This window comes from Staphylococcus sp. HMSC055C03 (assembly GCF_001809385.1).
Taxonomy (GTDB): domain Bacteria; phylum Bacillota; class Bacilli; order Staphylococcales; family Staphylococcaceae; genus Staphylococcus; species Staphylococcus simulans.
Genome location: NZ_KV797482.1, coordinates 1 through 13,837 on the forward strand (window position 1 = coordinate 1; position 13,837 = coordinate 13,837).

Here is a 13,837-nt window from a genome sequence, read left to right on the forward strand (position 1 = left end):
ATAACCCCCTCGGAGGGAGAATATGGGATGTTATTCGGTTTCTCTCATTATCAAAATGCCTTTACAACAAGGTTTTTAGTTATATCATTATCATTCGTTTATATCGAATAGCAAATCATTTTCCCTAATTTTTCCCTATTATAAATCATCCATAAATTCTATCAAATTTTCTTCTTCACGCTGGTATGTCTCTTCTAATAAGTGCAGGTATACCGATTGTGTGACCAATGTTGAAGAATGTCCTAGTCGTTTCGATATATATTGAATACTGTATCCATTATGGATTAACACAGAAGCGTGCGTATGTCGTAATGCATGTGTGGTAATACTTTTGATACCTAATTTCTTGCATGCACTATTTAAAGCTTTATTTACAGAAGCATTGGTAATAATAGAACCATTTACTGTAAATACATAACCGTTAATGTCTGATGGACTTTCTTTAATAAATTTTCTAACCTTGTTTAAAGTTTTCGTATCAATGCTAACAGTACGATCTGATGTCGTTGTTTTTGTACCCGGTAAATGCACCTTATTATTTCCTACATAAAAATCTTCGCGTTTCATATTAACTACTTCAGAAAATCTAGCACCTGTTACAACCTGCATAAGCAAAACCAATGATGAAACAGTGTCTTTTTGTTCAAGATGATGTTTCAACTTTTTGTATTCAGTATAGCTTATATATTTTAACTCTTCACTTTTACTTGGATTAGACCCGCTTAATTGTGCTTTGAATGTGGGATTACGCAATACCAAACCTTCGTGGATCGCTTGGTGGAAACAATTACGAATAGAGCTATTTAACTTTCTCACGCCATCTATATTGTGATTGCTGCCATAATGATTTATGAACTGCTGGTAATCTGTAGGTGTAATATTTTTTAATAAAGTATTTTTGAAAAATTTCCTTATATGTGTATGCATCGCTTCATAGCGCGTTAATGTTTTAGCGGACACATGCGGTTTCTTTGTTACTTCATACCATTGTTTAAAATAGTCTGCAAAGATCACATCATTATTGATATTGTATCCGCGCTTTAAGTTATATTCCATATCAGTAGCATGTACCTTTGCTTCTTGTTTCGTACGGAATCCGCCTTTCTGATACTTTTTATATTTACCATCATCATCTTTATATGAAATGATATAGCGCCATGTTTTGCCATTCTTTTGTTTTTCGAATGAAGCCATTTAATCACCTTGCTTAATATTTAAGTTCGTTTGAATCATTGAGCTTATCAATTAGTTTATTGTAATCCTCTATATGTTTATCAGCTACTTTTTCATCTATTGAAGAAATTTCTTTTTGATGTTCCACTTCTCTTTTCTGTAATTGTACTTTTCTAATAAAATAATCATTTATAAATTTATAAATATATTCTCTATCATCATCAGTTAACTTTAACTTTCTAAAGTATTTAGCGTTATATTTATCATTAAGATGAAAACCTATGTCGTTAACAGGAAAAGTAAACTTTTTTTCGGTAGTGATGTTTTTTTCTCTTATATTCATAACATTAGGTGCATTGGCTGATAAAAAAGCATCAATTAATGAATCATCTTCTTTAAAGTATTTTCCATTAGTTAAATTATTAACTTTATTTTTCATATCATGTATTTCTTCACTGTTTTTAGCCAAACCATAAATATATGATTCTAAAAATTTTTGTGAAGGATTACTTTTATTGTCATTTTCTACAGATGATATATAAGTGTATGAAAAATTTATTAACTTTGCTAGTTCTCTTACTGTAACATTTTTTTCTTCTCGCAACTCTTTTAAAAGACTACCTAAACTAAATGAACTCAATTTATTCCCTCCATTTTGATTAACTATACTAAATATTATAACTAGAGAACAAAACTATTTACAAGAACCAAGTAAGATGATATCATTTAAATGTATCCTAGTTAAACTAATATAAATAACTAGGATACAAAGAGGAGGTGTAAGAAATGTATTTAACGGTCAAAGAAGTGTCTGAATTATTACGTCTCAACGAACATCACACTTACAAATTAATTAGAGAAAACGAAATACCAAGTATTCGTTTAGGACGTAAGATTTTAGTACCAAAACAAGCGCTAATGAATATGTTGAAAGAAAAAGAGGAGGTGTAACCAATGCTACAAGAAAAAGACTACACAACAACACTACTTGAACATAAGACACTGTGGACGATGTACGATCTAATGGCGCATACGAATAAAAGCAGAAATACATTATTGAAGAAGTTGTTGCTGAACCCAAAGCACCAATCGAAAATTGCAGAATTCACGCATGCACCAGCACATAAAAATGACCATTGGTCTTTTGTCGCTAAGTATATGAAGCAATACATCGAAGAAAATCACAATCGAATATTTTAGAAAGCAGGTAAGTAACATGAAAAAACAAGTAATTATTACGAAGTCGGTGCTTAACTGGTACAACATCAAGGATACTGACCACAATTTACTACTCAACATCGCACCAGACGTTTTTAAAGAGCATTTTCCAGAAGTCAGCGAAAATATTTATATTGCGTGCATGGAGTTGGAAATCAACAGAATTTTAGAACTTAAAAATAAGAAAAAGGTAGGTAATTAGGAATGAACGAACAACAAATACAAGTGCTTGATGACATTTACAATACATTGATTGCAGTAAGTGACGATGTAGCAACTGAGTACAAACATAAGATTAAAGATGGCGTGAATGAATGGTATGAAACTGTGAGCCGTGAGAAACATTTAGAATCAATTATTCAGTGGGCGGTACAGCAGATTGAAAATAATTTTGAAATTGTGGAGGAAAATTAAAGTGGATATTTCAGAAAATATAAAGAATATGAAACAAATAACGCTTAAATATGGTGAAAGCAAGTATGCGCTAGGTCGTGTTATTGCACATCAGGAAATGTTAGACGCATTAGCATTATATATGGTGACACAATTATCAGATGACAACGATGCGGAAGCATTCGAAAAATTTCAAATGATGATTAGGGACGAGCTGGAAATTGAAGAGAAAAACACAAAAATACACTTGGACGAACTCGATGTACTACTAAATGACAAAGGAGACAATGAATAATGAATTTGGATATTAGAAACTTATTTTATGAAATTGAAATTATCAAAAATAAATTTGAGAACTTAGCCCAAAAAAACGCGTGGTTCGGTGAAGATATTTTCAAATATGAAGATATGCCTAAAACAAAAGAACAATTATTACTTTATGCACATGGTTATAAAGAGGCAAATATTCATCATGAACAGATGTTAGATCTACTGTATTACTATTTATCTGACTTCGACAAAATTATTAGAAAGTTCCATGAAATAGAAAAAGCGCTATCTGACGAAAGTTTGACGACCGAATCAGATAACGCGTAAAAATGAATCACAAAAGAAAGGAGAAACCTCTCTATGTTTAATCTAAATTATGATGATGAACTTTATGTAATATTATATCAAAGTTTGACATCAAAAGGAACAGAAAACGTAAAAAATATTATGTGGTCTGACTGGTGCGAGTTTTTGACTCGTCCAGTTATCAGCCCTAATAAATATGCTAATGGTTTAGCGATTTATGGAGATGTTGACGAGGGTGTAGATGAGGAAACGGGTGAGATTTTGCAACATCGTAGAAAAGATAAAAATGTAATGTATCGACAAGTTTTTTCTTTGGACTATGACGATATCGACAATATGAACCGATTTCTAAATAACGTTAAAGATAAGATGAAACATTTTGCATATTTTATATATAGCACATTCAGACATCGTGATATACATGATGAGAATGATAAAAACTTACGTCCTAGGTTTCGTTTATTGATCCCTGTAGACGATATTTTAGAGCCTGACGAATACACAAAGTATGCTGGAGCATTATCAAGATATATTGGAGAAACGATTGATGAATCATGCTTTAAACCAATTCAATTATCCGCATTACCCGTTATAAGTAATAAAGACGCGCCATATCATTGGTATAACAATGATGCGCCTTTTATCACACGTGACCAATTAAATAATTGCCTTGCTAAGTTCCCTCTCAATGCAACTCAGAGCGAATCTCAGGATATTATAGTTAGATATAAGAGACGTGATAGCGCATATTGGCGTGATATTGCATTCGGAGTTAGTGAAGGTGAACGGAATCAAACCTTAGCTTCATTAATAGGTTATCTGTTGCGTAGATATGTAGATCAATATTTGGTCTATGGTCTGGTAAGTGCGTGGGCAATGACTTGTACACCGCCGATTGAACAAAAAGAAGTAAATAAAACATTCGAAAGTATTTTAAAAAGAGACAATCAAAATAAGAAGGGGGGGTTCTGATTGAGTGAAGTAACTAAAGAAGATGTATTCGAGTTAATCGAAAAAACTAGCTATATGACCAATAACGACGATTGGCGCAGTAAATTAAGACGAACAGCAACAACTAATGCATTAAAAAAGACAACAACTAACGCAGAGATTATTTTAGGCAACGATGAAAGTTTAAATAATTTAGTTCAATATGATGTATTTGAAAACGTTACTAAACTTAAACGCCTTCCTTACTGGCGTTCAAAAGACGATACAAATTACTATTGGGCTGACATTGATACAACGCATGTTATTTCTCATATAGACAGAGTTTATCATGTGCAGTTCAGCCGTGATGTTATGGATAGTGTTATAGAAAAAGAAGCCTATCAAAACAAATTCCACCCTATCAAGTCACTTATTGAAAGTAAACAATGGGACGGCGTAAAAAGAATAGAAACGCTCTTCATTGATTATTTAGGTGCAGAAGATACACATTATAACCGTGAAGTAGCTAAAAAATGGGTGATGGGAGCAATTGCCAGAATATACAAGCCCGGTATTAAATATGACACAATGGTTATTTTATACGGTAAACAAGGCGGGGGTAAATCAACACTGGCGAGCCGTATGGGTGGTCAATGGTATAACCAAAGTATTAATACATTCAAAGGTGATGAAGCCTACAAAAAGCTACAAGGTTCATGGATTTGTGAAATTGAAGAACTATCAGCCTTTCAAAAATCTACTATTGAAGATATTAAGAGTTTTATCAGTGCGGTTGTTGATATTTACAGAGCTTCTTATGGCAAACGTACTGAGAGACACCCACGTCAAAGTGTTTTTGTAGGTACAACGAACAATTATGAGTTTTTAAAAGATAAGACAGGTAATAGACGTTTCTTACCGGTTACTACTGATAAGGATAAATCGACTAAAAGCCCTTTTGATGATCTAACACCTGAGGTTGTTCAACAAATGTATGCAGAAGCTAAAGTATATTTTGATGAAAATCCTATCGATAAAGCATTGCTTTTAGACAAAGAAGCCTCAGAAACTGCTTTAGAAATGCAAGCAGAACATTCAGAGAAAGATACGCTTATCGGTGAAATAGAGGACTTCCTAGAGCAACCTCTACCATCTGATTATTGGTCGTTAAGTTTACATGATAAACAAATTTTATTCAATGGTGTAAATGGTACAAATTCAGATAATCACAGATTCTCTTTTTATAACGACGGTACTTTGTTCTCATTAGATGGTTCAAAGCCGGGTCAATATGTATGGCGTGATAAGGTTTGCAGTAAAGAAGTTTGGAAAGTGATGATGGGCAGAGATGACCAGCCTCAACCTCATCATTTACGTAAGATTGATGAAGCACTTAGAAATACACGCTATTGTGGGATAAGTAAAAAACAATCTCGATACGGCGAAGGGATAGGTAAACAATATGGATTCGATGTTGATATGTCTTCGTACTATTCTGAATTAATCAATATAAAGTCATAAGAGCAAGACAGTAAGACAGATATAAGACAGTTACAAGACACCTTCAATACTTTATGGGAGTAAGTGCCACGCTATAACTGTCTCGGTGTCTTATAAACTTTCCTCTAAACTTTAGAAAAATTGCTATATATTCTCAAAGTGTTCGTAGGAAATCATAAGACAGTAAGACAGTATAGCTCTATCCTTTGTGGCAGTAAGGTTTAAAGGTGTCTCATAGTTGTAACATGGCATAAGACAGTGAGACATTTAACAAGACAATGGAGGTTGAAAATGAACAAAAATAGATTAAAAAATAAAATCTTGGAATATATCAAGACTCATAAAGAAACATCATTTGTAGAAATAGAAAGGATATTTGAAGAAAACAACTTTGATTACAAAGGAGATATAGCATATTTAAGTGGAGAAAATACTAATGTTGTATTTTGGATTGGTTGGAATGATGAAGCGTTTAAGATAATTTCTGATTTAAAAAGAGAGGGTAATATAGAAATGACAATATGTCCACCAATATATTATATGATCGATGGTAAATGTTTAGAGTTACCAATTGTTAAATCAAAGAACATCAAAACAGAACATTGGTTACCGGTTGCTTTTACAGCCTTATAACACTTAAAACCTACCACAATTGGCGTCATTAAGCCTTTTGTGGTATAATTTAAGTAAATAATTAGAACCAGGTACTAAAATATAACGTGGACGATATAAGTAGAAAGCAGGTGAAAAAGTGCCGAAGTGGTTAGACAAGATACTTGGAATCAAACAATTAGAACAACAAGCAACAAAACAATATGAAATGTTGACCGGCAACTTTCGCGCATTAGGCAGTTTCAACGGGGACGCATGGAGCAATGAAATATATCGCAGTGCAGTTGATACCATCGCCCGACACATTGCCAAGTTATCCGGCAAGCATGTCGCAAATGGTATGCGTGATGATAACTATTCAAAAATCAATCGAATATTAAGCAATCGTCCGAATCCTTATATGAGCGGATATGACTTTTTATATAAAGTAGCTACTCATTACTATTTGTATAATAACGCTTTTATCTTAATCCAAAAGGACGCAAACGGTAATCTCAGCGGATTATATCCTTTATCAGCTTCAAGTGTTGAGTATGTGGTTGATGGTTCAGGTGAAATGTATTTGAAATTCCTATTTAACAGCGGTGATATTGTACATTTTCATCATTCAGAGGTAGCGGTGTTACGTCGTCATTTCAATTCAAATGAGTTATTAGGCGATACGAATGACGCAATCATGAACACGTTAGATCTTGCTTATACACAACAAGAAGGACTTAGCAATACCATTAAGAATTCAGCACAAATCAGAGGCTTATTAAAATACAATCAGACATTAGCACCTAAAAAGCTGAAAGAAGCTAAAGACGAATTTATGAACAACTATATGACAATGGATAATAACGGCGGTGTCATTCCATTAGATGCAACTTTGGATTATGTCCCATTGAATTTAAATGAGGCTGATATTGAAACACCACAAATTCAAGCAGTTAAGCAAAAGATATATGACTATTTAGGTATAAATGAAGCTATGGTAACTGGTAACTATAGTGAAGACCAATGGCAATCTTTCTATGAATCTATCATTGAACCATTCGCTATACAGTTATCCTCAGAATTGACAGATAAGATATTTACCGAACGAGAACAGGCATTCAGCAACCGTATTATTTTTGAAGCGTCACGTTTGCAGTATGCAAGCACCAAATCAAAAGCTACTGTGATTAAGGAGTTGTTACCGTTAGGCGTACTCACGATTAATCAGGCTTTAGACTTGCTTAACCTACCACGTGTAGAGGACGGGGACGAACGTATTCAATCCCTGAACTATATAGAAAAACAATTAGCGAAACAATATCAAATCGGAGATAAGGAGGCGACACCTGATGAAAGAGATTAGAAGTGCAGAAATACAAGCAGAAACTCGAAACGATGAAATGGTGCTTGAAGGTACAGCAATCGTCTTTGATAAACCTGCACTGATTAATACACCGACAGGCTCATATACTGAAGTCATCAAACGTAATGCGCTGGACGGTTTAAAATTCAATGACACACGTTTATTAGTGTCACATGATCATAACCGTTTACCATTAGCCAAATCTCCTAAGACGATGAAAATATGGCGAGATGATGCAGGCATGCATTTCAGGGCAGTATTGGCAAATACCGAAGAAGCCCGTTCAGTCTATGAAGCTATCAAACGTGGAGATATGTCAGGCGTATCATTTGGTTTCACAGTATCAGACGGCAGTCGATACGATGTAGAAACACGCACACGTACAATTACAAAGATAGATAAAGTATTAGAGTTTTCTGTGGTAAATTTCCCTGCTTATTCAGAAACATCTGTTGAAGCCAGAAGTCAAATGCAGGAAGCAGAAATGAGACAACAGCAAATTAATAAAGCGAAAATCAATTTAAATAAATTATTTATGAAGGAGTTAAAATAATATGTTCAATACAGTACAAGAAGCATTTAACCATTATCGCAATGCGTCGCTTGAAGATATTGAAACACGCGCTGGGGAAATCAGAGGCACAATCGAGAATGACCCTGAGGCAGATGTGACTAAGTTAAATATCGAGATTGAAGGATTAAACCAAGCGAAAGAAAATATCAAAGAAAAGGAGCAGGAACAAGTGGAACAACGTTCATATAATCCAATTACAGGACAACAATTTAAAACTCAAGATGTACCAAAAGAAAATATCTTTGGTTCAGATGAATATAGATCAGCATTTTTCAAAACAATGTTAGGACAAGAATTATCTAACGTGGAACAACGTACATTCAATCATGCAATGGATTTACAAAAAACTGAACATCGCGCAGATGAGTTTACATCTTCATCAAATGCGAGTGCGGTGATTCCTGAACAAACATTGAATGAAGTCATTCGTCGTGCTAGAACACAAGGCGGATTACTAGCTAATGTACGTTCATTCAATATGCCTACTAAAATCCGTATCCCAATTAGTACACCACAAGAACGTGCAGAATGGCATACAGAAGGCGCATATGTTGAAGCAGACAAAGCAGTTACAACAGCCGTGTCATTTGAAGCGAATGAAATTATTAAAATCTTCAGCATTTCAGTTAAAGCTAAAACAATGTCAATCTCAGCTTTCGAATCATATCTTGTTGAAGAATTGACTAACTGTGTTGTTGAAGCAATTGAATATGCACTTATCAATGGTACAGGTAAAAACCAAGGTCAAGGTATCTTAACAGGTATCACATGGGACAAGTCAAACAGCTTAACACTAACAGGCAAGTACACAGACTTCACACAAGCGCTAGGAATGCTTGCACGTGGTTATGCACAAAATGCTAAGTTCGCAATGAGTAATGCAACATTGTATAACCAAGTATACGGTGTGATGGATGCTAACCAAAGACCTATCTTTATCCAAGATGCACAACGTGAGAATGTCGGATATATCTTTGGTAAACCCGTTATCATTGATGACAATATCGAAGACGGTACAATTCTATTAGGTGACTTTAATTATATCGGTTATAACTTGCCACAAGGTATTATGCTTGAAAGTTCACGTGAGTCATCATTCCGTTCTGGTCTGATTGATTATCGTGCTATGGCAGTTGCAGATACACGTGTATTAGTTGATGAAGCATTTGTGAAGTTATCGGGTTCATCTACAACATCATCAGCATCAGCATAATATTATAAACCAGTTAGGGCATCAGTGATTAGCTGGTGTCCTTTATTCATAAAGGAGTGATCACAATGATTATATCTATTGAAGATGCACGCAATACTTTAAGAGTGGATGGAGACTTTAACGATGAGATTATCATTCCATTAGTCGAGGCGATACCTAACTACTTGTACCTAACAACTGGGCGTGATTGGTTAGATGAATCAGTACAACCATTAGCACAGACAACAGCTAAGTTCATATTACAACTATGGTTTGATCCACAGACACAAGATAGTGAACGATTGAAGCGTACGATTGATAGTTTGTTAGTATCTTTAACAGCATTAGGACGTGATTTTGATGGCTAGAAGTATTCCGCAGTCCTTTTATAAGTCTGCTAAATGGATTAAGTGTAAAAACAGTTATATGGCTAAGCAAAATTATATTTGTGAAAGATGTGGGGCGCTAGCGAGTATTTGCCATCATAAAGTATATCTGAATGCTGAGAATTATAAGAATCCATATGTATCACTTAATCACGACCATTTGGAAGCATTGTGTCAAACGTGTCATAATCAGGAACATTTTGGAAGTATCGCAATTGGTGAAGGATTACAATTTGATGAAAAAGGAAACATTATAAAAATCAAATAAAATAAAAATAGGATACCCCCTATAACCTTGATATGAAAGGAACGCTTGGGAAACGGTGCTGGGAGTTAACTTATCCTCCACCCGACTTTCCAAAGTTTAGGGGTGGCTAAAAAATAAAGTTAGGAGTAATTAAATATGAAATCGATTAATTTAGAAAAACTTAAAAAGTATATAGATGAAAATAATGTTAATAATAAACATATCGCTTATGATTTGTTAGAAGAGTTAACTTTTATGAAAGCTACAATGGAAGAATTAAAGCATACTGTACGTGAGCATGGCGCAACATATATCTTTACACAAGGTGAACAGTCGTATCTTAAAGAAAACCCCGCAATGAAGGCATACAATACACTGTGACTAAATACAACGCCACATATAAGCAGCTGCTGACGTTATTACCTGATAACGTAGAAGAATCCAATGAGTTTATGGATTTTGTAAACAATGCTTAATTATATTGAAGAATATTACCGTCAAATCAAAAGCGGGGATATTGTGGCATCTAAACGCATCACAAAACAATATGAAAAACTCATTGATGATATGTACAACCACCCTCAATATATTTATGATCATGCTAAAGCAGAACGTCCTATCAAGTTCATAGAAACGTTTTGCAGGCATTCAAAGGGTGAACTGGCAGGTAAACCATTAATACTAGACTTGTTTCAAAAAGCCTATATTTCGGCACTATTCGGCTTTGTAGATAAAGAGACAGGTAAACGCCGTTATACTGAGTCATTCTTCTATGTAGCGCGTAAGAATGGTAAAACAACAATGCTTAGTGCAATAGCACTATACATGATGATAGCAGACGGAGAAAGCGGAGCAGAAGTTTATTCTGTGGCCTCTAAACGAGACCAAGCGAATATCTTATTTGACCAAGCACATGAGATGATTAAGCAAAGCCCTGATTTGAGCCGTAACATCAGAAAACGCAAGAGTGATTTATATTTCAGTCACAACTTCTCTAAAATGCAGTCACTGGGCAAGAACTCAAACTCATTAGATGGTTTGAATGCGCATTTGGTCGTGATTGATGAATTACATTCTATACAAGATAGAAACCTTTATGAAGTGATGAAACAATCACAATCTGCACGTACACAGCCATTACTTATCATGATTACCACAGCAGGTACTCATCGGGGAACTATCTTTGATGATTTATATGAGTATGCGTGTAATGTAGTAGATGGTAATTTTAAAGATGATAACTTTTTACCAATTATGTATGAATTGGATGAAAAGAAAGAATATAAAAATCCTGAATGTTGGCAAAAAGCTAATCCTTCACTAAATATATCGAAGCGTGTTGAAGATTTAGAGCGTAAAGTAGCACGTGCAGAGAACGACGCAAACAATCTTACAGGCATACTCACCAAAGATTTCAACGTACGTGAAACTAGCCATAATGCATGGTTGACCTTTGAACAGATTAACAATACAGCTACATTCGATATTAAAGATTTTGCTGATTGGTATGCAATAGGCGGAGCTGACCTTTCAATTACCACTGACCTTAGTTGTGCCACATTGTTATTTGTAGATCCAGAAACTGAAATGCGCTATGTCTATCAGATGTATTGGTTGCCTGAGGACAATCTGAGGGAACGTGTGGACAATGACAAGATACCTTATGACAAATGGCATGAACAAGGCTTATTGCGTCTGTGTCGTGGTAATACGATTAATTACAGCGACATTACAGAGTGGTTTGTTGAAATGATTGAGGATTATGAAATAACGCCACTGTGGATTTATTATGATAACTATTCAGCACGGTATTGGGTGGATGAGATGGAAGGACACGGCTTTAAAATGGTGCGTACGCCACAAGGTGCTAGAACCTTAAGTTTGCCTATGCAGAATTTAGGTGCTGATCTAAAGAAGCATAAAGTGAATTATAATAACCATCCTATATTAAAGTGGTGTTTGACCAATACAGGCATAGAGACCGATAGAAACGGTAACATTGTACCTGTTAAGAATCAATCACCTAAACGTCGTATTGATGGCACAGCGTCTTTATTAGATGCATATGTGGGTTTGTTTGATAACTATGAAAGTTTTTTAAGAGCGATGTAATAGGAGAGGTGAACGACTTGTTACATCACAACGCATTTTTTCGTTTTGAAAAATTACACGACTCAAAATTGAGCTTTGACATGCATACTTGAGTTATTTACTCAAAATCCAAAATTGGTTTGTGTAAAAGTATACGCTCAAAAATGATTATATACATCTAGCACAAAAGGAGGTACAACAAATGGCATATCATTTTAATAATCGAATTAAGATTTTCCAGAGAGTCAGCAGTGGGCCAATGCCAAATCAATTTGAAGAAAAAACTATTGCAAAACCGTGGGCAGATATAAAAACGATTCGTGGCAATGAGTTTCTGGGTTCTGGACTTACAGCATCAGAAATCCCTGTGAGGTTCATTATTAGATATAGAGAGGGGATAAATTCAAAGCAACGTATTAAGTGGAAAGATTTAGATTTCAATATTGAATCTGTGCAAAATGATAACGGCTTGAATAGGACGCTAACTATATACGCTAAAGCATATAAATAGTGTGCTGAGAGAGTGTCTGTGTTGCATTGAGGAAAGAAACGCCTCACAATTATTAGTGTAATTTAAAATGAGGAGGTAATTATGACTATAAATATAGACTATTGTAAGTATTTAAAAAATAAAGTGAAAAAAGTCGATTATATTATAGGTAAATTGTATAATATAATTATGGAACCTGAAGAACTAGAATATAGTAGATCAGATACTTTAAAATTATCAGAATTATACTCAACCATTGATGTCATTGAAGGTTTATGTATGACAGATGATCAATTTCATAGGTTTATAGAGGACTACGTTGTGCATGTAAGATTGTTTTACTATAATCTGGCTGATATTATTACTGGTAAAGAAAATAATATATCATGGATTACAGAAGAGTATGATATGTATGTGAAAGTATTTAAAGAAACATATAAATTATTAGATAGTATTGAATGATTATAGGGGTTTTTCAGAAGAAATGGGTTAAATAGTTATGTATTTTTTTATGTTTAAACTCTACTATAAGTGGTAATATATTTATTGTGTAGATATTGACCAAATCTACACTGCAAAACACACGCATTTGTTTGTAAATGCATCCCTATATTGACTCCCCCTTATTCTCTCGTGTGAATGGGGGGATTGTATATATGGTTAAAATATAGTATAGTGACTTTAGGGAATAGTAGCTTAGCGAACAGTGACGATTCATGTCCCGGGAAAATGTTTTTTCTATTCATTGTAAAATCCTTTATATTAAAGTGATTTAACCGCCTATATGGCGGTTTTTTTATGCTGAGAAAGCTATTTTTGAATTAAGAATCATAGATTATAAGAAAAAATCATAAACTATAACCTTTTGCTATGTTGAAATAACAAAAAAACCACCTTTATTGGTGGTTGAATCAAAAATATAAAAAGCGTTGGTTAAATTAACATAGAAACTGTTAATCATACCTTTTGGGTATATATGTATATTAACATATTTAAGTGAGATAGTGTAGGGAAAAGTAAAAGACAATATATATTTCCTTAATTTTTCCTTATTTTGCAAGAAAACCCTTTAATGATAAGGTTTAAAAAACATGAATAACCCCCTCGGAGGGA

General features: G+C 34.2%; 20 protein-coding genes. 18 read left to right on the forward strand and 2 right to left on the reverse strand.

Annotation, left to right across the window (positions count from 1 at the left end):
* Positions 1-138: 138 nt before the first annotated feature.
* Positions 139-1,194, reverse strand: a complete 1,056-nt coding sequence (locus HMPREF2603_RS03335) for a site-specific integrase (RefSeq protein ID WP_070468913.1) — start codon at positions 1,192-1,194, stop codon at positions 139-141.
* 13 nt (positions 1,195-1,207) lie between these two features.
* Positions 1,208-1,813: a helix-turn-helix domain-containing protein gene (locus HMPREF2603_RS03340; RefSeq protein ID WP_060804139.1), complete on the reverse strand. Its 606-nt coding sequence runs from the start codon at positions 1,811-1,813 to the stop codon at positions 1,208-1,210.
* A 146-nt stretch (positions 1,814-1,959) separates the two neighbouring features.
* On the opposite strand from HMPREF2603_RS03340, the gene HMPREF2603_RS03345 reads away from it, so the two are divergent.
* From HMPREF2603_RS03345 to HMPREF2603_RS03430, 18 genes are all read left to right on the forward strand, one after another.
* Positions 1,960-2,124 (forward strand): helix-turn-helix domain-containing protein, encoded by a 165-nt coding sequence (locus HMPREF2603_RS03345; protein WP_060804140.1) that lies wholly within the window; start codon positions 1,960-1,962, stop codon positions 2,122-2,124.
* A 3-nt stretch (positions 2,125-2,127) separates the two neighbouring features.
* On the forward strand, positions 2,128-2,373 hold the full coding sequence (locus HMPREF2603_RS03350) for a DUF771 domain-containing protein (protein ID WP_060804141.1): 246 nt from the start codon (positions 2,128-2,130) through the stop codon (positions 2,371-2,373).
* 16 nt (positions 2,374-2,389) lie between these two features.
* Positions 2,390-2,593: a hypothetical protein gene (locus HMPREF2603_RS03355; protein ID WP_060804142.1), complete on the forward strand. Its 204-nt coding sequence runs from the start codon at positions 2,390-2,392 to the stop codon at positions 2,591-2,593.
* Positions 2,594-2,595: 2 nt separating this feature from the next.
* The gene (gene tscA / locus HMPREF2603_RS03360; RefSeq protein ID WP_060804143.1) at positions 2,596-2,805 is read left to right on the forward strand and encodes a type II toxin-antitoxin system antitoxin TscA; all 210 of its coding nucleotides are present in this window, start codon (positions 2,596-2,598) and stop codon (positions 2,803-2,805) included.
* 1 nt (position 2,806) lies between these two features.
* Positions 2,807-3,079, forward strand: a complete 273-nt coding sequence (locus HMPREF2603_RS03365; protein ID WP_070501931.1) for a hypothetical protein — start codon at positions 2,807-2,809, stop codon at positions 3,077-3,079.
* Positions 3,079-3,381 carry a type II toxin-antitoxin system toxin TscT gene (gene tscT, locus HMPREF2603_RS03370; RefSeq protein ID WP_060804145.1) on the forward strand — a complete coding sequence of 101 codons (303 nt, stop codon included), beginning with the start codon at positions 3,079-3,081 and terminating at the stop codon, positions 3,379-3,381. Before HMPREF2603_RS03365 ends, tscT begins: the two co-directional genes overlap by 1 nt.
* 33 nt (positions 3,382-3,414) lie before the next feature.
* Positions 3,415-4,332, forward strand: a complete 918-nt coding sequence (locus tag HMPREF2603_RS03375) for a primase alpha helix C-terminal domain-containing protein (protein ID WP_060804146.1) — start codon at positions 3,415-3,417, stop codon at positions 4,330-4,332.
* Entirely contained in the window at positions 4,333-5,811 is a 1,479-nt protein-coding gene (locus HMPREF2603_RS03380) for a virulence-associated E family protein (protein WP_060804147.1), read from the forward strand. It abuts the gene before it with no gap.
* Between the two features lie 270 nt (positions 5,812-6,081).
* Entirely contained in the window at positions 6,082-6,423 is a 342-nt protein-coding gene (locus HMPREF2603_RS03385; RefSeq protein WP_060804148.1) for a hypothetical protein, read from the forward strand.
* 118 nt (positions 6,424-6,541) lie between these two features.
* Positions 6,542-7,744 carry a phage portal protein gene (locus tag HMPREF2603_RS03390; RefSeq protein ID WP_060804149.1) on the forward strand — a complete coding sequence of 401 codons (1,203 nt, stop codon included), beginning with the start codon at positions 6,542-6,544 and terminating at the stop codon, positions 7,742-7,744.
* Positions 7,731-8,297: an HK97 family phage prohead protease gene (locus HMPREF2603_RS03395; protein WP_060804150.1), complete on the forward strand. Its 567-nt coding sequence runs from the start codon at positions 7,731-7,733 to the stop codon at positions 8,295-8,297. The genes HMPREF2603_RS03390 and HMPREF2603_RS03395 overlap by 14 nt, the downstream gene beginning before the upstream one ends.
* A gap of 1 nt (position 8,298) precedes the next feature.
* On the forward strand, positions 8,299-9,531 hold the full coding sequence (locus tag HMPREF2603_RS03400) for a phage major capsid protein (protein ID WP_060804151.1): 1,233 nt from the start codon (positions 8,299-8,301) through the stop codon (positions 9,529-9,531).
* Between the two features lie 65 nt (positions 9,532-9,596).
* Positions 9,597-9,878, forward strand: coding sequence for a head-tail connector protein (locus HMPREF2603_RS03405; RefSeq protein WP_060804152.1), 282 nt, complete (start codon positions 9,597-9,599; stop codon positions 9,876-9,878).
* Positions 9,871-10,164: a hypothetical protein gene (locus HMPREF2603_RS03410; protein WP_060804153.1), complete on the forward strand. Its 294-nt coding sequence runs from the start codon at positions 9,871-9,873 to the stop codon at positions 10,162-10,164. Before HMPREF2603_RS03405 ends, HMPREF2603_RS03410 begins: the two co-directional genes overlap by 8 nt.
* 135 nt (positions 10,165-10,299) lie before the next feature.
* Positions 10,300-10,524: a hypothetical protein gene (locus tag HMPREF2603_RS03415; protein WP_261676364.1), complete on the forward strand. Its 225-nt coding sequence runs from the start codon at positions 10,300-10,302 to the stop codon at positions 10,522-10,524.
* A gap of 87 nt (positions 10,525-10,611) precedes the next feature.
* Positions 10,612-12,255, forward strand: a complete 1,644-nt coding sequence (locus tag HMPREF2603_RS03420) for a terminase large subunit (RefSeq protein ID WP_060804155.1) — start codon at positions 10,612-10,614, stop codon at positions 12,253-12,255.
* Between the two features lie 181 nt (positions 12,256-12,436).
* Positions 12,437-12,745: a phage head closure protein gene (locus tag HMPREF2603_RS03425; RefSeq protein WP_060804156.1), complete on the forward strand. Its 309-nt coding sequence runs from the start codon at positions 12,437-12,439 to the stop codon at positions 12,743-12,745.
* 81 nt (positions 12,746-12,826) lie between these two features.
* Complete coding sequence (locus HMPREF2603_RS03430; protein ID WP_060804157.1) at positions 12,827-13,186, forward strand: hypothetical protein; 360 nt, start codon at positions 12,827-12,829, stop codon at positions 13,184-13,186.
* Positions 13,187-13,837 lie beyond the last annotated feature (651 nt).

Excerpts from the sequence above, each read along its gene's own strand:
- HMPREF2603_RS03335 (WP_070468913.1), bottom strand. The coding sequence starts at position 1,194 with ATGGCTTCATTCGAAAAACAAAAGAATGGCAAAACATGGCGCTATATC.
- HMPREF2603_RS03345 (WP_060804140.1), top strand. The coding sequence starts at position 1,960 with ATGTATTTAACGGTCAAAGAAGTGTCTGAATTATTACGTCTCAACGAA.
- HMPREF2603_RS03350 (WP_060804141.1), top strand. The coding sequence starts at position 2,128 with ATGCTACAAGAAAAAGACTACACAACAACACTACTTGAACATAAGACA.
- HMPREF2603_RS03355 (WP_060804142.1), top strand. The coding sequence starts at position 2,390 with ATGAAAAAACAAGTAATTATTACGAAGTCGGTGCTTAACTGGTACAAC.
- tscA (WP_060804143.1), top strand. The coding sequence starts at position 2,596 with ATGAACGAACAACAAATACAAGTGCTTGATGACATTTACAATACATTG.
- tscT (WP_060804145.1), top strand. The coding sequence starts at position 3,079 with ATGAATTTGGATATTAGAAACTTATTTTATGAAATTGAAATTATCAAA.
- HMPREF2603_RS03375 (WP_060804146.1), top strand. The coding sequence starts at position 3,415 with ATGTTTAATCTAAATTATGATGATGAACTTTATGTAATATTATATCAA.
- HMPREF2603_RS03385 (WP_060804148.1), top strand. The coding sequence starts at position 6,082 with ATGAACAAAAATAGATTAAAAAATAAAATCTTGGAATATATCAAGACT.
- HMPREF2603_RS03395 (WP_060804150.1), top strand. The coding sequence starts at position 7,731 with ATGAAAGAGATTAGAAGTGCAGAAATACAAGCAGAAACTCGAAACGAT.
- HMPREF2603_RS03400 (WP_060804151.1), top strand. The coding sequence starts at position 8,299 with ATGTTCAATACAGTACAAGAAGCATTTAACCATTATCGCAATGCGTCG.
- HMPREF2603_RS03405 (WP_060804152.1), top strand. The coding sequence starts at position 9,597 with ATGATTATATCTATTGAAGATGCACGCAATACTTTAAGAGTGGATGGA.
- HMPREF2603_RS03410 (WP_060804153.1), top strand. The coding sequence starts at position 9,871 with ATGGCTAGAAGTATTCCGCAGTCCTTTTATAAGTCTGCTAAATGGATT.
- HMPREF2603_RS03415 (WP_261676364.1), top strand. The coding sequence starts at position 10,300 with ATGAAATCGATTAATTTAGAAAAACTTAAAAAGTATATAGATGAAAAT.
- HMPREF2603_RS03420 (WP_060804155.1), top strand. The coding sequence starts at position 10,612 with ATGCTTAATTATATTGAAGAATATTACCGTCAAATCAAAAGCGGGGAT.
- HMPREF2603_RS03425 (WP_060804156.1), top strand. The coding sequence starts at position 12,437 with ATGGCATATCATTTTAATAATCGAATTAAGATTTTCCAGAGAGTCAGC.
- HMPREF2603_RS03430 (WP_060804157.1), top strand. The coding sequence starts at position 12,827 with ATGACTATAAATATAGACTATTGTAAGTATTTAAAAAATAAAGTGAAA.